Genomic DNA, 20,834 nt, shown 5'->3' with positions numbered 1-20,834 from the left:
GATATGTTGCCTTATAAGCGACACATACCAACATTTTTAAAAGCTGACTCTCTACCTTTTTTTCACTTCTGCCGCTATGCTGCTTTACATTATTCTTAATCTGTCATCCTTAAGGCGACATATGAGAAAAAATATAAACTGGTTATTCCTGAATACTTATCCCGGCCAGATCATGCTTCAGACATGGCTGACGTCTCAGGGCATTGAAAGAAGCAGTTCGTCAAAATACGTTAAAGAAGGCTTACTCAAACGGCTGGATACAGGCGTCTATTGCCGCGCAGGCAAAGAACCTGGCTGGGTTGATGCCGTACATTGCCTGCAGACACAATGGAATAAGCCGGTTCACGTTGCAGGATTAACCAGTCTGAACCTGCAGGGCAGCTCTCATTATCTTGAACTGAGCACAGCACGCATATGGCTCAACCTTCCGCCGCGAGTCTATTTGCCGAAATGGTTGGAACATGTGCCAGACGTAAAATGGTATTCCACCGCTAATAATCGTCTGGCAAGCGCCGACAACGCATTCCTGAAAGAGATCACGGTCTCCTCACTGAAGATCACATGCAGCTCTGCCGAACTGGCGGCTTATGAAGTCGCCAATAATGTTCCAAAACTTATCGGGTTTACGCATGCGAACGAATTGTTTCAGGGGCTGATCAGCCTCAATCCGAAAAAGCTGCAGTTGATCCTTTCGGCAAGTGATGCCGTTAAAACCAATCGCGTATTCATGTTTCTTGCACAAAAAAATCAGCATAAGTGGTTTGACCGCCTGAAAGTCGCTCAGATAAAAATGGGCAGCGGCGCACGACAGATTGAAGCCGGTGGCAGGCTGGATACCGACTATCAAATAACCGTTCCAGCCAGTCTGATAAGGAGTATCAGGGAAGATGAACAATTCTGAGCACTACAGAAATCAGGTCAAATTACTCGTTGAATGCCTGCCCTCAATCGGCGATGAAAAATGTTTTGCCCTGAAAGGGGGAACGGCAATAAATCTCTTTATTCGCAACTTTCCCCGTTTATCAGTGGATATCGATTTAGCGTATGTGCCCGTTCAGGACAGAAAGTTGACGCTTGACGAGATTTCGGGCGCGCTTCGACGGATAGTTCAAAGACTGAATATCGCAGGATTCCAGGCTCAGATGCAGGAAACCGATGGTCCGGATGCCCGCATATTTGTCAGAAACAAAGAGGGTGTAAATATCAAGATTGAGGTCAACCACGTCTGGCGGGGATTGCTTAATCCGCCCGAACAACTGGACGTGCGGGACGATGTGGCTGATCAATTCGGGTTTGCAGAAATCAGTGTGGTTTCAATGCCGGACCTGTATGGCGGGAAGATTTGCGCCGCCATGGACCGGCAGCATCCGCGAGATTTATTCGATGTAAAACTTCTTCTGGAAGACAGCGGGATCACCAGAGAAATCTATTACGGGTTCCTTGCTTATATGCTGGGACATACCCGCCCGATGGCAGAAGTTCTGGATCCAAACTGGAAAGATCTCCGTCAACCCTTTGAAAATGAATTTGAAGGGATGACGACAGTCCCCGTAACACTTGAGGAATTAAATGCGGTTCCGCCTGCTTTGGCTGATGCTTTGAAGAAGCATTTCACGGCGCAGGATCATCGCTTTTTGCTGTCATACGAACAGGGTCAACCAGACTGGTCACTTTTCCCGCACGATCTTTCAACCTTCCCGGCGATACGCTGGAAACAACAAAATCTTCTCAAACTGAAAGAACAAGATCGGGAGAAATGGGAACGGGCGATTGAAAAACTCAGGGGCGTCGTAGACGGGTGGCTTGCTTAATCTCGGCGAAACAAAGGCGATCGGGTTCTTAAATCGATCGCCAAAAGCTTTCTTTTAAATGAGCCAATGTTCCGGTTTATGGCTGAGCTTTATTTCTCCCCAGCGCAATCCCCGTCTTTTCTGACAGCTCAAACAGCGCAGGCAGCAGATGTGCAGAGGCTTTCAGATACGCGCTCACCTGCACCACACCTTCCGGCGGTAATATCTCACTATTTTCCAGCCCTTCACTCAGGCACAGCAAGCCCTGGCAAAGCCCTTCGGCGGATTCAGCGGCGACACTGCCGAGATCGTATAGCTGGGGATCGGTGAAGTGGCTCAGATCCAGACCGGCAATCAGGGTGCGGAAAGCAGTGACAGAATTTTCTGGGTAGGTGGCTTCGGTATTCATTTCAGTCATGATGATCATTCCATTACTAGATTTGTGTTTCATCACGCCTTCAGGTTCCAAACTAAAGGTGTGACTCAGGCAGGTTTGGAACTCCGGATCTAGCGACCGGCCAACCATTAAGATTGCCCTGCCTAAGCCACGAATTGAGTGTGCACGTAGCCCCTGAAAAAACACAAGTTTTTTCAGTTCCAGATATTCGGAGTTCCAAGTCCGGCTACGGATTTTGCCGCAGCGAGAGCACTATATCCCCGTGAATTTTTGAATGAAATATGCTGGATGGAATTACAGTAAGTTGCTTTGAAATCTGGAAGATGTCTCGCAGAACCGTGCGCACCAGCAGGGTACGCACGGGTTTTGATCAGGTTATTTGGCGGTTTTTTTCTTTGGCTTAGCCGTTTCGCGTTCAGCTTTGATCTTCGCCAGTAACGTTTCGGCGCTGTTTTCACCGCTGATCAGATCCGGATTTTCAGCACGCCACTGCTCCGTCAGTTCACCACGAAACGCCTTGGCTAAAATCGACTGCGTCAGGTTATTCACCCGCAATAAAGCATCCTGCACCTGCTTTTCAATGGTATCGGCGAAGGCGAAAAGTTGCTCAACACGGCGGACGATTTCGGTTTGTTCTTCGATAGGGGGCAATGGTATTGGTAAGAGACTCAAGGTAGTCTTATTAATATTGGCAAGATTGACTGACTGGGTGCCTTCCCTAAGAAAATAATCTTTACCATTAGAATTACCATAAAATGATATGAATTTTGAGCTTATTTCATCACAGTAAGGACGGGCTCTAAAAACATGATTTTGATGAATGCAATTTTCTATTTGCTCTTGCCAAATCCAACCTCGACCAAGCTTATCAATGTCTCCACCCTCATTGAATAATATATCACCAGATATTAGCTTTAATTTTTCAAATTTACTTGCGGGTACAGGTATTTTTTTTACTTCGTTTAAATCCAAATATCCACGCTGAACATTTGCGACTCGCAGATAAGGGAGAAGCATAGTTTCTTCGTTACTTTTCGAACCTTTCGCAATACCGCTAACTATTTCAGTAATCTTAGCTAAGCGAACCCACATCCAAGAATTTGGAATTGTCTCAACAATTTCATCGACTCTGAATGGTTTCTCAGCAAGATTCGCTGAGTTTTTTACATACGTATACTTTGAAAATAATTCACTAACTGGTTTTAAAGTTTTTGTTTTTCGCCATTCCTCCGTCAACTTTCCACTCACCGCCGCAGTCAGCACTGACTGACGAAAACGTTTCAGGATTTGTGGGATCTGCTCGAGGCGAGTTTTGGCGCTATCTACCTGAGCCAGCAGAGCATCGAGTTTTTCGGCGATGACTTTTTGTTCGGCTAATGGGGGTAAAGGGAATTCATATTTTTGGACATCACTAGATTTGGCTGCAGGATATAATGCCCCTTGCACAACACCAGAAATTGAATCAATGAAATGCAGGGAACGAGTCAAACTAAAAATATATTCGCTATTAACTAAAAGTGGTTTTATAACCTCAAAACCAGTCGAAGCTATTTGACCATCATAATTATCTGTAACTAAGGCAACAGCGTTCAGATTTGGCCTCGTTAACGACACAAGAACATCACCTTTTTCAATTACTTTCCTAGCCCGGCTAGGAGCATTATCACCGGATAAGTACTGCGGTGATTCAATGATCTTCAATTCACGATTAATACTTCCGATATCAACATAAATAAAATCCTCACCGGTTTTAGGAGCCCGCTGAGTACACTTTAATGAGATCTCTCCTATTTCTGAAATACACCACCCTTCTGGCAATTTAACATCCGCCATCATTTCACCTCGCCCAGCATTTCATTCAGCAACACCTTTTGCGCATCGGCGTCATCACCGGCACCCAGCTCACGCATCAGGGCATCGAGTTCGCCCAGTGCCTGCACCAGTTCGCCCATCGCTTCGGCGGCTAACACAGAAGGTTCCGGCAGATTCGCGGCATCAATGCTGTTGTTGTCTTTCAGCCAGGAAATATCCAGTGAATCGCCTTTGCTGTCGCGGATCCATTCACGGCTGAATTTACGCCAGCGGCTGGTGGCCATGTGGTGGTCGACGTTCTGATTTTCGGCGGTGTCCGGTGTTTCCAGCTCTTCGGCGTTAAAGCTCCACTCGCCTTCGGTGCGCGGGCTCAGGCCATTCGGGTCTTCGCCGTACACGTCTTCAAACGGTTTTAAGTGCTGATTCCCAAACGGCGTGCGCTTGCCGAAGTTCGACATGTTGGCACGCAGGTCGTAGACCCAGACGTTTTCGGTACAGTGTTTATCCTGCGCCGGGTTGGAGACGCTGCCTTTGGTGAAGAACAGTACGTTGGTTTTCACGCCTTGGGCGTAAAATATCCCGGTAGGCAGACGCAGAATGGTGTGCAGGTTACATTTATCCATCAGGTCACGACGGATATCGGTGCCCTTGCCGCCTTCAAACAGCACGTTATCCGGCACCACCACCGCAGCACGACCGCCCGGCATCAGGGATTCCACAATGTGCTGCATAAAGCACAACTGTTTGTTGTTGGTCGGGTGCACAAAAGTGCGCGTGATGTTGGTGCCTGCCGCGCTACCAAACGGCGGATTGGTCAAAATCAGGTGGGCTTTGGGCAGGTTCTCGCCGTCGCTTCCCAGCGTATTGCCCAGACGGATCGCGCCGCCGTGGTCGGTGTTACCTTCAATGTCGTGCAGCAGGCAGTTCATTAACGCCAGACGACGGGTTTCCGGCACCAGTTCCAGCCCGATAAAGGCTCGGCTGACCTGAAAATCCTGCGTGTCTAAATCGAGATCTTCCATATCGTTAGTATTGGCTTTGATGAAACGATCGGACTCAATCAAAAAGCCTGCCGTGCCCGCTGCCGGATCCTGGATCACTTCGCGCGGCTGGGGCTTCATCACGTTCACGATGGTTTTGATCAGCGGACGTGGAGTGAAGTACTGCCCGGCCCCGGATTTGGTTTCGTTGGCGTTCTTCTGCAGCAGCCCTTCGTACATATCGCCGAAATCATCACGGGATTTGTGGCCGCTGTTACCGTACCAGTCCAATGAATCCATATTGCTGATCAGTTCTGTCAACTGTTTAGGCTGGGTGATGGTGGTGTTCACATTCTGGAAAATCGCCTGCACGATCGCGTGGTCGTCCGCGCCCAACTGCACCAGCATATTGCGGTAATACAGATGCTGTTCCTGCCCGATGCGGATTTTCAGATCATCCCAGCGGTAGCCTTTCGGCAGCAAATCCACTTCCTGACCGGTTTCTTTGCACATTTTGAGAAACAGCAGGGAAGCCAGTTCGTTGACGTAGTTCTGATAAGAGACACCGCCGTCACGCAGATTGTCACAGAGTTTCCACAGTTTGGCGACCAGATCGTTATTATTCATCTTGAGTTCCGGTGAGTTTCGTTCGCGTTAAAACAGACAGCGGCCCACATGTGGGCCGCTTGAGAAAATTGTCCCCAAAATCATTCGGGTCGCCTGAAGGCACCTGAAGGATGACGGGTATGGATGATACAACCTCAGGCCAGCGCATCCCAGATGTAATCACTGAATTTGCCCAGCAGCGGATCCAGTTGATCATCGAAAACTTTCGCCAGCTCAGGCTTGCCGCCGTTACGTTTAAAATTGCCGATTTTGAAAGAATCGTCATCCAGCACGACCTTATCTTTCAAGGCGGAGGCCAAACGATCTAACCAGACCGTCTGCTCCGCGCTCCAGGCGTTTTCGGCTTTGATCCGGTTCAGTGCACTGTCCACCCGCTCTTCAAAGGGTTTCAGCGCATCACCGACCGCAGCACGGCGGATGTGCCCGACCAGACGTGCGGCGATGTCCTGATTGGTTTGCGCACGCCACGCGGCCCGCAGTGAGGATTCCTCAAAATGCTGCGCATCGAACCACTCTTGTAATTCCACCAGCGCTTTACGGGTTAAATCCCGTGGCCGCGAAATCACGGCCTGCAATGCAGGCATGGCGTTTGGCGAGCGGTTGACCAGATCGTCAAAGGCTTCGAGGAAATCTTTGGCGCTGTCATAGTCGCCGTACAGATGTTTGACCTCAATCACCTCGTCGTCGATATCGAGGAAAATGGGCGAATCGCGCAGATCGTTGATATCAACTTTGAGTTTTTCCAGCCGTGCGACGAAGCCCGGCAATTTATTAAAGATTTCTGCGCTCCACTGCGGCCCTTTTTCATGCAGCTTACGCGGCAGGCTGGCGAAATCTGTCCCGGCGGCGTCCCGGCACAGTTCGTCAAAACGGCGGATCTGGTTGTCGATGGCCGGGCTGCGGTCGCGGTTAAACTGCGCCTGCCCGACAATCCGCTGCAACTTCGCCACCAGTTGTTCATGGCTGTGCTCGGCAAAACTGCGGCCATCGGCTTCAGTGGTTTTATAGGTTTCTGAATCCGTGATTTCATTGACCAGCGTTTGCAGCAATACCGACGGGCGAACCACGACCGGCCGCATGGTATCGACCTCTTCCAGTGTGGCGTAAAGATCGACAGCATCGAAAATTTTAAAGTTGGTTTTACCCACTTCAGGACAAAGACGTGTGGCACGGCCTTTCATTTGCTCGTACAAAATGCGGCTTTTCACTTTGCGCAAAAATACGATGTTGCAGATGCTTGGGATGTCCACGCCGGTACTCAGCAAATCCACCGTGACCACGATATTCGGCAAGCGCTCTTTGTTGTAGCGAGTGATAAGAGACTGCACTTTATTGGAATCTTTATCCGCATTGCCGGTGATTTTGATAATGGCATCATGCTCTAGCTGCGGGTATTTCGCCTTGAACGCTTTACGCAGTTCCTCCACCACCGTATCCGCATGCGTATTGTTGACGCAGAACACCAGCGTTTTTTGCTGGCCGGTCGGATCAAGGTGTTTGGTTAACTCCTGACACACCGCTTTGTTAAAACCGGTGATCAAAAGATTGCGGTTGAAATCGGCCACATCAAATTGCTGTTCATCCGCCAAGGTATCGGCAATCAGCTCCCCCTGATTACTCATGCGCTCGACCTGCTCGCCCAGCGAGAAATGCACACCCTTCTGCGACAGCATGGTAGTGATTTTAATCGGCGGATCGTAGTCATTCAGATAACCATCAATGACGGCAGCACGGTAGGTATAGCGGTAAACTGGATCGCCAAAAATCTCCCGCGTATGCAAAGCGGGCGTGGCAGTCAGCGCGACTTTGACGGCATCGAAGTGATCGATAATCCGACGGTAAGCCGACACGTAATCCAACTGGCTGCGGAATTGCTCCTCACCTTCGGTTTGCTCTTTATCCAGAATATAGCCACGGTGCGCTTCATCGACGATGATGCAATCGTAACGCCCGACCGGCATCGGTTCATCCGACTGCAATGTCCGTTTCACCAGAGACTGTACGGTTGCTACGTGAATTTTAGTGCTGTCTTCCGGAAACTTATCCGTCAAACCCTGTACGTTGAAAATACTGTTGAAAGTGTCGCCATTAATTCGGGTGTCTTCAAAGGCATCTAATGCCTGCTTACCCAGCGAACGGCGGTCCACTAAAAACAGCACGCGTTTAAAACGCTGAGACTGAATCAGCCGGAACATCAGGGCAATGGCGGTACGCGTTTTCCCTGTGCCGGTCGCCATTGCCAGCAAAATTTCCTGCTGGCCGTTAACGATCGCCTTTTCCACTTCCCGCACGGCGTCCTGCTGGTAATAACGCAGGCCGAGCTCGTCCATATTGGGGTTTTTAGCAAACCAGAGATTGTCGTTTTTAGGATTCCTGCCGAGTCTTGCCTTCAGCTCTTCCGGACGATGCCATTCCGGCAAGGCTTTGGGCATATTGGTGGTGTCGCGCACATCGCGATACCAGATGCCACTTTTGTTTTTATTGGCAGAGCGATATTCACGGCCATTGGTGGAATAACAGAAAGGAATTTTAAACGTCTGGCTGCCACTGGTATCGCGCCAGCTCACCTGATAGACGGGAATATCTTCATGCAGGAGCAGGCCTTGATCAGCACGGCTTTGCAATTCATCACGCAGGAAATCCAGGTCGAAATATTTACTGTAGCGATAAGACTCCGGTAATTTGCCGGGGATATCGATATTGGTGCGCTTGGCTTCCACCACCGCCATCGGCCTCAGGCCAACAAACAATACGTAGTCAGCAAAGCCCTGTTTACCGGTTTCGTCTTTGCCGGTCGGCCATTCAGCGATAGCTAAATTACGACCCATTTCCGGGCGTGTACCTTTGGCGAAATTAAGCTCTTTGGTATCGGCTTCCCAACCCGCTTTACGAAGCTGTGCATCAATAAGAAAACGGCTTTCGCTTTCGTTAAGATCGATTGAACGACGGATAGCCTGTTCAGTGATTTGCTGCTGATAGGCTTTGCGTTCCTGCTCGGTTTTCTTCGCCAGTTCCGCATTTTTCTCTGCCAGCTGCGCTTCCAGCGCGGCTACCCTGGCCTGCGTTTGCGCTGCCGTTTCCTGCTGCTTGCCTTCAAGGATCGCAATGTAACCGTTAAGCGAAATCAGCTTCTGTTGCTGCGCTTCAATATCTGCGGCGGTTTGCAATTTCTCACGGTTGGTGAGTTCCAGCGTATTTTTCAACTGGACGATTTCATCGTAATAATTGTTTTGCCCATGTTCAGGCAGGACGAATACCGAAACCGGAAAATCGTAATCTTTGGTGACCAGGCGGTAATACCAGATACCCAACCGGTACCCGAGACGCAGGCACATCGCCGCATCATCAAGATCATTATGGTATTCGTGGACAGCCTGATTGCCAATACGGCGCAGCTTATGAAAAACAGCCAGAATGTTATCATCAACAAAAGAGATTTTGCCCAGTTCACGTAACAGATCGTGTTGAGTTTCGGGGGAATCTTTCACGCCTAATAACGTACCCAAATGGCGGGCAGTGGCTTCACCGAACATCCGCATTTTAACGAGAGTAGTATTCGGATCGTCGGGATAATTATTTTCTGCTGCGCACGCAATAGCGTAAATGAAGTCGTTAACGCCTTTCAAAAAATCAAAGTTAGAATTTTTCATTGTTGTTCCATTTCCATCCAGAAACGAAAATTAGTTTTTTGAAGCTGTCAGTTGAAAACACAGGGGCTCATCATGCACCGCAACGCGTCAAATGTAAGAAAAGAGATAACCTTGTAGAGTACTAGAAAGCGTAAGATAGACACAATTAATTATTTTAAAAGGTTGAATGCCTTCAACACCTGATATCCCGATGATTGTATTGTGTTACACAATCACGCTATTTGTTATGGCAGACAAGAAACGACTTTAATTAACCAAATTTTTTGAATAAAGGATCCGCATAATGGACATTATTGAACAAATTGAAGCCGGAACGTTATCTCTCTCTGAATTGGTTAACACTCTGTCCAAAGACTGGGATTATTCCAGCTTAGTATGGAGCCAACGCTACCATGAACTGACTGAGGTTGTGGGGAAAGCCCAAAGTTTCACCGGGCCAGAACACGACGATTTACTCAAACGCTTATGGTATGAACGAGATAACGGCGTCGCCAGTATCAAACAAGGGGTTCCCTCTTCAGCAGAATACCATCAAAACATTCCTTTATTGCGCGAACTCACTGAAATAATAAGAAAAAATCCTGATGCAGCCACTTATCAGCAAGTCACAAAAAGAATGTTACAGGCCATCAGCAGGATGTACTGGAGCCTGAGGAACCGCGTCTTTGCCGCTTTTTCTGCTGAAAATTTTACGACAATTGTGGATGAGAACGCATTTAATAACGTAGTGGGCTTTTTAAATAAACATTATCGTCTGGAGTTAGCACTTAATGGCAGCTGGTTAGAAAAAAACCAGGAGTTCAAACAAGCGATAAATGTACGCTTACCGCATAGAGATCCTCATTATGTGAATATGGCGATGTGGCACACTTATGAGGAATTATGCGAGCACGAAAATAATAAAACACCTAAAGGGCAAATCAGCATCTCTGGCACAGAGAAAGAGTCATAACGGCTCCCGCTCATTTCGCAGCACATTCCCCAAAATCAAATTTATTTCGGGCCGCCGGGAACCGGTAAAACGTTCATTTTACAAAGCAAGATGAAGGAATATACCACGCAGGCCGAACACGCCGATCTGGACGCATGGCTTGATTCGCATCTGGAGTCACTAAACTGGATGCAGGTGATTACATTGGTTTTAGTCGACCTTAACAAGCGCGGTAAAGTCCGAGATATCGTTGAGCATAGCTGGTTCCAGCGAAAAGCATTATTGAATGGCCGAACAGATTACTTATCTCAAACGGCCTGGACAGCATTACAGTCATATACGGTGCCAGAGTCCAAAACCGTTGATTATAAAAATCGCCGTGAACCCGCGGTCTTCGATAAAACGACCGACAGCGTATGGTTCCTTGCTGATTCGCAACTTGAACAAGTCGAAGATTTGGTCGCACTGCACGCCAAAATACGTTGTCCTGTAGCAGCCGGACATAATTATGTAAGCCAGCAAACGGCGGCGCATCGGAATTCAGACCGCTGTCATACAGACTGTCCATCGCCGACTGAAACAGCGGGTAATAGGTGAATAAAAACAGAAAAATCAGGGTGGGCAGTAGCACCAAATAAGGAAACAACGAACGGCGCATCTCTTGTTACCGGTCAGTCAAACAAGGTACCTACCCTAAGCGCTCTTCAAGCGCTCTTCATGTCAGTTATGTGGCAGTGATGTGATGGTTTCTTGTATAAAATCAGATGAATGTTACTGAACAAAATAGAGGTTGGATGTCAGATCAAACAGTAACAGCGCGATACAATCCCATTAAAATGGGGTTGCGTTGAGATATATAAAGACAGAATCAGATTGGTTGGTAAAACTATAAATAGTTCCTTTAACTGTAAAATAGAGATCTCTTCCCTTCAATTGCATTTTAACATTTGAATCTGAAGTAAAAAGAACTGAAGGATAATCGCTGACATCCGCCAGAAACTCTTTCTCTGTTTTTACAGATGGATAAAGATAATATTTATAAGTGTTTTTCGTCGTTGCACCCGCACTACCTTCAGTAACATAAAGAGTATTAAACTCGCCTATACTTTCCCTTCGTATAATCGTTTGTTCATAAGGTGAAAAATCTAAGGCCACCTTAGTTAAACATCCCAGAAAAGCTATAAAAAACACGATGAAAATATATTTTTTCCTAAAAACCCGTTCTTTTTGCATAATCAATTCCTGCTCTTATCCATGTCTGATCTTTAGGATCATCCCAATGGGAGTTTGGCCCCTCATAAGTATCCCATTCAGGATCATTTGTACCTGCAAGTTTTTGAGCCACGCCAGCGCCTCTTAATAAAACACCTGGTGACATACCTGCTGCTGTTCCTACTGCCCCATAATGAAAATTGCCGAAATTTTCATATTTTCCGCCCAACTTTTTATAGTCCCAGGGCCCATGATTCCTGACTTGATTATAGAACCATATATAAGTTAATGCAGATGGACCTTTGTGTAAACGAGCCATCATCATATGATTGATCATAGATATACCGGGGGGCGTGATTGCAGATATATCATAAGGAGGATGTTGATTTACACCTTCTACAGGGTATCTGGACATAGTTTACGCCCTTTCATTCCATGAGTCTGTGAACATGATATTCCCATCGCAATGTTTCCACGTTATTTTCTCGTAATGGAGTTCAATAACTTCAAGATGATTGTGCTTTTCTTTAGTTGCGTCTTTAACATCATGCATCAGAGGGGAAATGCTCACAACCTTAACGCCTTCGATTAACATATTGAAGTACTCAACTTCTTGCCCTGCATCATTGATATGATACCATTTAATTTCTGCTGACTTTAAAGTTTGGCCTTTTGAAACTGCTTTATATAAATAAGGTGATGATGGATCAAACTCTTTTTGGAAAACCATCGCAGAATGATGGCGCGTTGCTGTAATGCTTCCTGTTAAAGGGTCTATAGGCAATCGTAAATTATGTGAAAAACTTGTAATTTCAATACTACCTTCTCTATTATTTACATCCACAGAACCTTTGATGTCCGCACCACCGTCATCTTTCAACCATAAATAAGCTGGGATTGCCATTTAAACATCCTTATTAAAATAAAAAATCACCATACAAACATTACTTCTTTATAATTTAAAAATCAATCACCTGAAACAGTAATGCTTTCGCTTATCCATATAAAATAATAATAATAATAATAAAATTTAATATAATAAATTTTTATATAAAATGAGAATATCTTTATTATATCCCAGCCAATACCTCCGTATTGATTCTGGATGTATGAGTATATTGTTATATATATGGTTCAAATGAAGTTGTAATAGCGTTCAAGATGAAATCTGGAAGATGTCTCGCAGGAATGACGCCGTTTTGCTCCTCAGTTAACAGGAGAAGGAGCAAAACGCATCCTGCATTTCCTCACGCCACCGCCACCTTCATCCTTTCCCGCGCTTCCTCATAGGTCGGCATCGATGCGGCGGCACCTGCGCGTTCGACGCATACGGACGCATAGGCGGAAGCAAACAGGGCGGCATCTTGCAGCGTGGATCCAGCGGCGAGCTGTGAGGCCAGCGCGCCGTTGAAGGCATCGCCCGCGCCGGTGGTATCGACCGGGGTGGCCGGGCAGGCGGCGATGAGCTGGGTTTCACCGTCCACTGACAGCACCGCGCCCTGCGTGCCGAGCGTGATGATCAGCGCCTGAATACCTTTGGCGTGCAGCGCGTGGGCGGCGCGCTTTGCGGAGGGAACGTCACGCACTTCGATGCCGGTCAGCAGCGTACACTCCGTGGCGTTCGGCGTGAGCAAATCCACCTGTGCCAGCAGATGATCAGAAACCGGCTGAAACGGCGCGGGGTTGAGGATGATATAGGTGCCGTTGTCTTTGGCGATGCCGATCAGTTTTTCGATCGCCGATAAGTTATTTTCCAGTTGTGTTAGCAGGATATCTGCCGCCGCGACTGCCGGACGGCACTGTTCAACCTCGTCCTCGGTGACCGTCAGGTTGGCGCCCGGATCGACCGCGATCATGTTTTCAGCGTCGGCACCGGCGACGTAAATCAGCGCGTTGCCGGTCGGGCATTCGCTGGTGGTAAAGAGCGTGACGGCGTCGAAACCGGCGTTGTCGAGATGGCGGCGGGCGAACATGCCGAAGTCATCGCGTCCCACTTTGCCGATATAATGCACCCGCGCACCGGCACGCAGCGCGGCGACCGCCTGATTCGCGCCCTTACCGCCCGCGCCCATCATGCTGTTACGGGCAATCAAGGACTCCCCCGGCTGTGGAAAGCGTGCCATGCCTGCGACGATGTCGAGGTTGAAAGAACCAAATACGCATACCTTGCCTTTGTTCATGCCTCTCTCCTGAAGGAAAACGGTCGCGCTGCAACGGCAGGCTGCGACTGAAAAACGCGCTGTGCGGCTAAACATGCTCCCCGGCAGCCGGTCTCGTCGGTAATGGCGCTAAAGTGAATACTCAGTCCGTTGGCCGGATACGGGCTGCGTAAATGGCTGCGTAACTGCTGTTCGAGCTGAGCGAGTGGGAAGTTGTCCATCGCCAGCACGCCACCGCCCAGCACCAGGAATTCCGGATCCAAAATGTTCATTTCGCTGGCGACGGTGCGCGCCAGACGCGCTATAAATTCAATCAAATCCACATGCCCGGCGTGACGCGTAAACAGGTCGGCGAAAGGCGTTTGCGGCGCATGTTGCCGTGCCCACCCGGTCAGCCAGTTGCCGGAAGTCAGCGTCTCGACGCAGCCGGTTTTACCGCAAGGGCAGAGCAGCGGATTGCCTGCCAGCGGAATGTGGCCGAGCTCGCCCGCACCGCCGTGTGCACCGTGATAAAAATCACCGTTGATCCACAAACTATTGCCCAGCCCGGTACCGAGATACAGCCCGACCGCGACGTCCGGCAGTTCACCGTGCTGATGTAAATCCCACCACATCAGATGGTTAACGTCTTTATCCATCGTTACTGGCAGATGCAAATGCCCGGACAGCAGCGCCGCCACCGGCTGGTTATCCAGCGCCGAAATGAACGGCAGCGACAGCACGGTGTTCCGGTCACGGGAGAGGATCCCCGGCAGGCCGAGCATCACCTGCGCAACCTGAGCCTGTGGATCCTGCGTCCGCAGATACTCAACGATCAGCGCTTCCAGACCGCGTAACGGGGCGGTCTGCCCCGCCCAGCTTTGGGTTGGGATTTTGTGATAGCCGCGAAAATGTTGCTGGCTGTCCATCAGCATTAAACGGGTGTTGGTACCCCCGACGTCGACTCCGAGAAAATGCGGCATACGGCTCTCCTGCCCTCAGGCTGCGTGACGCGCCTGACGCATCTGATCGAGCATTTTGTCCCAGGCAACATCGAGATCGGTGTCCAGCGTGAATAGGCCGGAGCTGCCGACGATCAGCACTTCCGCACCCGCCGCCAGCAGATCCTGATAAGTCCGCAAGTTGCAGGAACCGTCGATCTCGATCAGATAGCGGTAATTTTTTTGCTGTTTGAGATCGCGCAGCTGGGCAATTTTTCCCAGCATCTCAGGGATGAACGGCTGCCCCGCGTAGCCCGGATCGACGGTCATGACGGTGATTTTATCCAGCAGATGAATGTAGTGCTGGATGTACTCCACCGGCGTCGCAGGGTTCAGCACCACGCCGACCTTTTTCCCCAGTGAGCGGATCTGATTAATGATGCGGAATGCATCGCGGTTAATGGTTTCGGCATGCGGGCAGATAAAATCGGCACCGGCAAGGGCAATCGGCTCGATAAAGTCCGACGGGTTCTCCACCATCATGTGCACGTCCAGGATCAGCGGCGTGTGCGGGCGGATCTGCTCGATAAAGAACGGCGACAGCGTGATATTTTTGACGTAATGGCCGTCCATGATGTCGATGTGCAGCATGTCAGCACGACGGTTGAGTACGGCCAACTGCTGTTTGATGTCGATCAGGCTCATGCACATCAGCGACGGAGAAATTTTGTATTCCATGATGTTGTCCTTGGGTCAGAGGCAATAAGTCAATGAAAGCGTTAAGGTTGCGCCGCGCGCGCTTTGGCGGCGCTCATGCGCCCGGCACGTTTTTGCAAATAGCGCGCACGGAAGAATTTCAGCGCCAGCACCACAATCAGCACCGCGCCCCACATCGCCAGGCTGAAATGCGGGCTGACGTTCATCAGGTTCAGGCCGGTGGAGATCACCTGTAAGACGATCAGCGACAGCACCACGCCCGCCACCTTGCCGAATCCGCCGTTGGGGTCGGTGCCGCCGAGAATGATCGCCAGCACTGTCAGCAGCAGATACGAATCGCCGTAGCCCATGCGCGCCGAGTTGAAGCGCGCCATCATGATCAGCCCAGCAATCACGCATAACATGCTGGAGATGACGTAGATGGCGATCAGCACGCGGTGGGTATTCACACCGCTGAAGTGGGTGGCGTTGATGTTGCTGCCGCTCATGTAGATGTATTTGCCAAGGCGTGTGCGCTCTAAGAACACCGCCACCAGCGCCGCTGTCAGCAGGAAGACAATCAGCGGCACCGGGATGCCGAGCAGGGTTTCCGCGCCGATAAAGCGCACGATGTCCGGCATACCGCTGATCGCCGCGCCGTGTGAAAGGTAGATGCCGACACCGTTCACCATGGTCATGGTTGCCAGCGTCACCAGAATCGGATGCGCCCCCACGTAGGCCACCAGCGCGCCGGTCAGCATGCCGATCACCAGCGCCAGAATCATCGCGCCGACCAGTGCCAGCGTCAGCCAGACCGCCTGCATCGCCATGCTGGCATCCGGCGGCAGCCAGGTCAGAAACACCCACGCCATCAGTAAGCTGGTCAGATTCGCGGTGGCGATAATGCACAGATTCAGGCCGCCGCTGAGGATCGGGATAAACATCGCCAGCGTCAGCAAACCGAGCTCAGGCAGCTGGAAGGCGACGCTCATGAAGGTCGCATCACTGAAGAATCGTCCCGGCATCGCCAGGCTGAAACCGACGATCACCACCAGCAGTAACAGCGATAATCCCAGCGTGGTGTTGTCGATCTTCAGGCTGCCTATTTTCAGGCGTGGCCGGGCGTCAGGCTTAGCTTTCAGGTTCAAATTTCTGCTTTTCGCGAACATAGCGGGTTTCCTCACGCGAAGCCGACTTCGGTTTCTTTGCGTTTTTTGTAATGGGTGACGGTGATGGCCGCGACAATCACCGCACCGATGACAATGTTCATGAAGTAGCTGGACACACCGATCAGGTTCAGGCCGTTTTTCAGCACGCCGATCAGGAACACGCCCATCAGTGTGCCGACCACGCTGCCTTTACCGCCGTTCAGGCTGGCACCGCCGAGCACCGCAGCGGCAAGGACATCCAGCTCGCCGCCGACCAGCGCATTCGGCACCACTTCACCGACGCGATAGACCTGCACCAGCCCGCCGATGGCCGCCATCGCACCGAGATAGCCGTAGGCGAACAGATGCAGCAGGCCGACGCGGATCCCGATGCGGCGCGCCGATTCCTGATCGCCGCCGACCGCAAACAGCTGCCGCCCGAGGTGCGTTTTGTTGAGCAGGATCCAGCTCAGCCCGGCGACGCCCAGCATCACCACCACCGGCAGGCCAATCTGATAATGGTGCTCGCCCACGCTGAACGGCAGCACACGGATCGGCGTGGTCAGCCAGTCCGGCAGGTCATACAGGCTGGTGCCGTTGGTCAGCCACATCAACATCCCGAACAGCAACGACTGCATACTGATGGTGACGATGATCGACACGATGCGCAGGCAGTAGATCAGAATCGCGTTGATCATCCCAAGCACGGTGCCGATGGCGACCGCCAGCAAGATGCTGCCTATCGGGCTGCTCAAGCCGTAGTGGATCGCCAGCGTGGCGATGAGGTACTGCACCACCGACGCCACCGCCGCGAAGGAAATGTCGATGCCGCCAGTGACCAGCACCACAAACAGGCCGAGCGCGAAAATGCCGCTGACGGCGTAGCTTTCGGTCAGATCCAGCAAGTTCTGTAAGGTCAGAAACTGGTTGGTGAGCAGGGAAAAGGTGACAATAACCACCAGCAATACCCAGGCTAAATAGCCTTCGTTGCTGGACGGGCGTAACCGGCTGAGCTTAAGCATTGACCGCCTCCGCAAGCTGTTGCTGAGTGATGCCACGCGGCAGGTATTCGCCCACCACTGTGCCTTCGCTGAAATGCAGCACGCGGTCACAGTTGAAATAGACTTCCGGTACTTCATCGGAAATCAGCAGGATCGAAATCCCCTCTTCCGCCAGTTGGTGGATCAACTGATAGATGCTGGCCTTGGCGCCGACGTCCACGCCGACGGTCGGTGAATCGAGGATCAGGATTTTCGGCTGGGTCAGCACCCATTTCGCCAGCACGATTTTTTGCTGATTGCCGCCGGACAGCGTGGAAATCGCCTGATCCGGATTGGCGACTTTGACGCCGAGTTTTTCGATCCACTGCTGGATGATCTTGTTTTTGCGGTATTCGTCGATCAGATGAAAACGGCTGCGTAGCTGATCCATGATCGCCAGCACCGTGTTGTCGCCGACCGACTGTTGTTGGATCAGGCCAAGCGTCAGGCGATCTTCCGACACGTAGCCGATGCCGGATTTGATGGCGTCTTCGTGGCTGCGAAAACGCACCGGTTTGCTGTCGAGATAAATTTTGCCGCTGTCCGGTTTGGTCATCCCAAACAGGCTGAGCGCCAGTTCGGTGCGCCCCGACCCGAGCAGGCCGCACAGGCCAAGCACTTCACCGGCGTGCAGTTTGAAACTAACGTCGTGGTACTGGCCTTCGCGGGTGAGTTTGTCGGCTTCCAGCATGATGCGTTCGTCATTCATGTTGGCGGCTTTCAGGCGGTAATCGAGTTTGAGGCCGGTCATCAGCTCGGTCAGACGTTCGCTGCTGACCTCAGAAGCCGGAAAAGTGCCGACTTTTTTGCCGTCGCGGATCACCGTCACGCTGTCGGAAATCTCCAGCACTTCGTCAAGGCGATGGCTGACGAACACTACGCTAATGCCTTTGTTTTTCAGGTAATGCACGGTGCGCAACAGCTGGTTGACTTCGGTACGGGTGAGCGAGGCGGTCGGTTCATCCATGATCACCAGCCGCGCCTCAGCCACCAGCGCGCGGCAAATCGCCACCTGCTGACGCTGGGCAATCGGCAGCGTCGAGACTTTGCTGTCGAGATTTAAGCTGTAATTGAGTTCGGTAAGAATGCGCTGTGCGGTGTCCCGCAGGCGCGACGGACGATACCAGCCCATCAACCCCTGCAGGTTGTGGTCGAAGGCGATGTTCTCGAACACGCTGAGGTTCGGGAACAGCGATAAGTCCTGATAAATCACCTGCACGCCAAATTGCCGCGCCTGATCCGGCGACAGCCTGCTGAAACTCTGGCTGCCTTGTGAAGGCGAACTGAGCGTGATCTGGCAGCCGTTATCCGGCTGATAAACCCCCGAGATCACTTTGATCAACGTACTTTTCCCGCAGCCGTTGGTGCCCGCCAGGCAGTGAACTTCGCCCCGCATCAGCCGCAGGGAGATATCGTTGAGCGCACGCTGTCCGCCAAAGGTCACCGACAGATTTTGCACGTCAATCAGCGGCGCGTTGTCTGTTTGAATGATCTCGGAGATTGCCATGATTACAGCCCCATTTTGACCAGTTTCGGCAGGTTGGCTTTGTCCAGACTTTCGGTTTCATTGCCCAGAATGGTGTGTGTGGCGTCATCCACTTTCACTTTGCCCATGCCTTCGATGGTCATGCCGTCAGTGATTTTTTCGCCTTTTTCCAGCTTCTCAGCGATGCGTACGAAGACTTCACCGGCGACCATGGGATTCCAGATAAAGCCGCCTTTGATGGCCCCGGCTTTCACCAGACTGGCGCCCTGACCCGGACTGAACGGCCCAAAGACGCAGATGTCATCGGTTTTGCCGCGGTTAAGCACCGCGCGGCCTGCACCAATCGGGCCTTGTGAACCGATGGCCAGAATGCCTTTCAGGTTGGCATCTTTGGACATCAGGTCATTGGTGGTACGAATGCTGTCATCGAGGGATTCACCGACGCCAAATTTGTCACCGACCAGATGCATATTCGGGTAGTGCTCTTTCTGATAATTGATGGCGGCATCGGCCCATTTCTGATGCAGCGGCACGGTTAAGCTGCCGACGTACACCGCGTAATCGCCTTTCTCTTTCATGCACTGCGCGAGAGCGACCATGTGGGTAATACCGTGCTGTGTGGCATCGACCATTTCAAAATCCCAGTCGGCGTATTTCTGATCCGGCGATTCATGGACGATGACTTTGATCCCGGCATCGTGCGCACGTTTCAATACCGGTTCGAGCACGCGGGCGTCGTTCGGCACCACGCCGATCACATCCACTTTTTGCGCGATCAGATCTTCAATCGCACGCACCTGCAACGCCGGATCTGCGCTGGTCGGACCGACCTGCCAGGCGTCGATCCCGCGTTTGGCCGCTTCACTTTTGATCCCGGCTTCCATGGCGTTGAACCAGGCGTTACCGCCGACTTTTACCACCACGCCCATGCGGATTTTGTCGGCGGCGTGGGCAGACAGGGACAACATGGCTGTGGCGAACAGGCAGGCAAGAACGGATTTCTTGATCATGTTTTCTCTCCAAAGAGGTTCAGTTATTGGCCGCAGCGAAAGGGCCGTTACGGCTGTTTTTAGTTTTTTTCTGTAGGGGTAAAGGAGCAACCTCAATGACATTGACGTTGCTCCAGGCCAGTTCCTGTCGGAATTCTTCATCCTCCAGATGGTCTGTTATTAGTGTGTCTATTTCCCGGTAGTGGCAGATCCGCGCAAAAGAGCGCCGGCCGAATTTGCTGGCATCAGCCAGCAAAATTTTGTGCTCGGAGGAAAGCAGCATTTGCTGTTTCAGCCGTGCGTGATGCTCGTTACTTTCACGGATTCCGCCTTCGTGGCTGATGCCGTGACAGGAGAAAAACAGTTTGTTGATCACAAACTCTTTCAGCATTTGTTCGGCCAGAACGCCGACAAAATCCTCGTACTTTGCCGAATATTCGCCACCCAGCCCGATCACCCGCACATTGGCTTTCACCGCCAGCGTCTGAATGATGTGCACCGAATTGGTCAGCACCACCAGTTGAATGTCCGGCAGCTGCCGGGCTAAAAACCAGCTGCTGGAGCTGCTGTCGAGCAGCAGACAATCGCCGGGGTTGATCAGCTGCAGCGCGTGCTTGGCGATGCGGGTTTTGCTGTCGGGTGACTGGTTGCTGCGATCGCGAAACGATTCTCCCTGCTCAATCTGCGAAGGCACCACCGCTTTCTCAGGCGCCGCGTGTTGGGCAAACACCGCGCCGCCGTGGCTGCGCTGCAAAATCCCGCGCCTTTCCAGCATCGCCAGATCGCGCCTTGCCGTCTCCAGCGAGATACGGCACAACTGCGCCACTTCCTGCACCAGAATGCGTCCGCGCTGGCTAAGGATTTCAGTGATAAAACGATGGCGTTCTACAGGCAGCATGTGGTGATTCCTCTTTCCCGATGTCAATTAGGATACGCAGCCGGATGCTTACGGAATGCGCAGTGCCTCAAAAGCGACCGCGTGCCTTTTTCGCCGCCG

General features: G+C 51.3%; 17 protein-coding genes and 1 pseudogene. 3 read left to right on the top strand and 15 right to left on the bottom strand.

The features are described 5' to 3' along the window. Positions 1–121 precede the first annotated feature (121 nt). Both IEV89_RS20390 and IEV89_RS20385 read left to right on the top strand, forming a co-directional pair. Complete coding sequence (locus IEV89_RS20390; protein ID WP_188475347.1) at positions 122–901, top strand: type IV toxin-antitoxin system AbiEi family antitoxin domain-containing protein; 780 nt, start codon at positions 122–124, stop codon at positions 899–901. Beyond that, positions 888–1,811, top strand: coding sequence for a nucleotidyl transferase AbiEii/AbiGii toxin family protein (locus tag IEV89_RS20385; protein ID WP_188475346.1), 924 nt, complete (start codon positions 888–890; stop codon positions 1,809–1,811). The genes IEV89_RS20390 and IEV89_RS20385 overlap by 14 nt, the downstream gene beginning before the upstream one ends. Positions 1,812–1,887: 76 nt before the next feature. On the opposite strand, the gene IEV89_RS20380 is transcribed toward IEV89_RS20385, so the two are convergent. The 4 genes from IEV89_RS20380 to hsdR form a co-directional block, all read right to left on the bottom strand. Next, on the bottom strand, positions 1,888–2,208 hold the full coding sequence (locus tag IEV89_RS20380; RefSeq protein WP_188475345.1) for a hypothetical protein: 321 nt from the start codon (positions 2,206–2,208) through the stop codon (positions 1,888–1,890). 354 nt (positions 2,209–2,562) lie between these two features. Further along, a complete protein-coding gene (locus IEV89_RS20375) occupies positions 2,563–4,020 on the bottom strand; it encodes a restriction endonuclease subunit S (RefSeq protein ID WP_188475344.1) in 1,458 nt (485 codons plus the stop codon). Continuing rightward, a complete protein-coding gene (locus tag IEV89_RS20370) occupies positions 4,020–5,606 on the bottom strand; it encodes an N-6 DNA methylase (protein WP_188475343.1) in 1,587 nt (528 codons plus the stop codon). Before IEV89_RS20370 ends, IEV89_RS20375 begins: the two co-directional genes overlap by 1 nt. A 134-nt stretch (positions 5,607–5,740) precedes the next feature. Beyond that, complete coding sequence (gene hsdR, locus IEV89_RS20365) at positions 5,741–9,256, bottom strand: type I restriction-modification system endonuclease (protein ID WP_188475342.1); 3,516 nt, start codon at positions 9,254–9,256, stop codon at positions 5,741–5,743. A 283-nt stretch (positions 9,257–9,539) separates the two neighbouring features. On the opposite strand from hsdR, the pseudogene IEV89_RS21835 reads away from it, so the two are divergent. Continuing rightward, positions 9,540–10,670, top strand: a pseudogene (locus tag IEV89_RS21835) (restriction endonuclease); the annotation flags it as partial. 348 nt (positions 10,671–11,018) lie between these two features. Here the strand turns inward: IEV89_RS21835 and IEV89_RS20350 are convergent. From IEV89_RS20350 to IEV89_RS20300, 11 genes are all read right to left on the bottom strand, one after another. Beyond that, a complete protein-coding gene (locus IEV89_RS20350; RefSeq protein WP_188475339.1) occupies positions 11,019–11,420 on the bottom strand; it encodes a hypothetical protein in 402 nt (133 codons plus the stop codon). Next, positions 11,398–11,814 (bottom strand): polymorphic toxin type 44 domain-containing protein, encoded by a 417-nt coding sequence (locus IEV89_RS20345; protein ID WP_188475338.1) that lies wholly within the window; start codon positions 11,812–11,814, stop codon positions 11,398–11,400. Before IEV89_RS20345 ends, IEV89_RS20350 begins: the two co-directional genes overlap by 23 nt. A gap of 3 nt (positions 11,815–11,817) precedes the next feature. After that, positions 11,818–12,303 carry an Hcp family type VI secretion system effector gene (locus IEV89_RS20340; protein WP_188475337.1) on the bottom strand — a complete coding sequence of 162 codons (486 nt, stop codon included), beginning with the start codon at positions 12,301–12,303 and terminating at the stop codon, positions 11,818–11,820. A 343-nt stretch (positions 12,304–12,646) separates the two neighbouring features. Then, complete coding sequence (gene rbsK / locus IEV89_RS20335; RefSeq protein WP_188475336.1) at positions 12,647–13,579, bottom strand: ribokinase; 933 nt, start codon at positions 13,577–13,579, stop codon at positions 12,647–12,649. Beyond that, on the bottom strand, positions 13,576–14,520 hold the full coding sequence (gene alsK, locus IEV89_RS20330; RefSeq protein WP_188475335.1) for an allose kinase: 945 nt from the start codon (positions 14,518–14,520) through the stop codon (positions 13,576–13,578). Before alsK ends, rbsK begins: the two co-directional genes overlap by 4 nt. A gap of 15 nt (positions 14,521–14,535) precedes the next feature. Further along, positions 14,536–15,216, bottom strand: a complete 681-nt coding sequence (alsE, locus tag IEV89_RS20325) for a D-allulose 6-phosphate 3-epimerase (RefSeq protein ID WP_188475334.1) — start codon at positions 15,214–15,216, stop codon at positions 14,536–14,538. 41 nt (positions 15,217–15,257) lie between these two features. Next, positions 15,258–16,343 (bottom strand): ABC transporter permease, encoded by a 1,086-nt coding sequence (locus IEV89_RS20320; protein WP_188475333.1) that lies wholly within the window; start codon positions 16,341–16,343, stop codon positions 15,258–15,260. An 11-nt stretch (positions 16,344–16,354) separates the two neighbouring features. Beyond that, a complete protein-coding gene (locus tag IEV89_RS20315; protein WP_188475366.1) occupies positions 16,355–17,344 on the bottom strand; it encodes an ABC transporter permease in 990 nt (329 codons plus the stop codon). Continuing rightward, positions 17,337–18,869, bottom strand: a complete 1,533-nt coding sequence (locus IEV89_RS20310) for a sugar ABC transporter ATP-binding protein (protein ID WP_188475332.1) — start codon at positions 18,867–18,869, stop codon at positions 17,337–17,339. The genes IEV89_RS20315 and IEV89_RS20310 overlap by 8 nt, the downstream gene beginning before the upstream one ends. Before the next feature lie 2 nt (positions 18,870–18,871). Beyond that, on the bottom strand, positions 18,872–19,858 hold the full coding sequence (locus tag IEV89_RS20305) for a substrate-binding domain-containing protein (RefSeq protein WP_373283430.1): 987 nt from the start codon (positions 19,856–19,858) through the stop codon (positions 18,872–18,874). A 19-nt stretch (positions 19,859–19,877) separates the two neighbouring features. Continuing rightward, positions 19,878–20,735, bottom strand: coding sequence for a DeoR/GlpR family DNA-binding transcription regulator (locus IEV89_RS20300; protein WP_188475331.1), 858 nt, complete (start codon positions 20,733–20,735; stop codon positions 19,878–19,880). Positions 20,736–20,834 lie beyond the last annotated feature (99 nt).

Origin of the sequence: Hafnia psychrotolerans (assembly GCF_014639435.1) — a bacterium.
Classification (GTDB): domain Bacteria; phylum Pseudomonadota; class Gammaproteobacteria; order Enterobacterales; family Enterobacteriaceae; genus Ewingella; species Ewingella psychrotolerans.
Note: the sequence above shows the minus strand (reverse complement) of the source record. Positions and strands in the feature narration are given on the sequence as shown.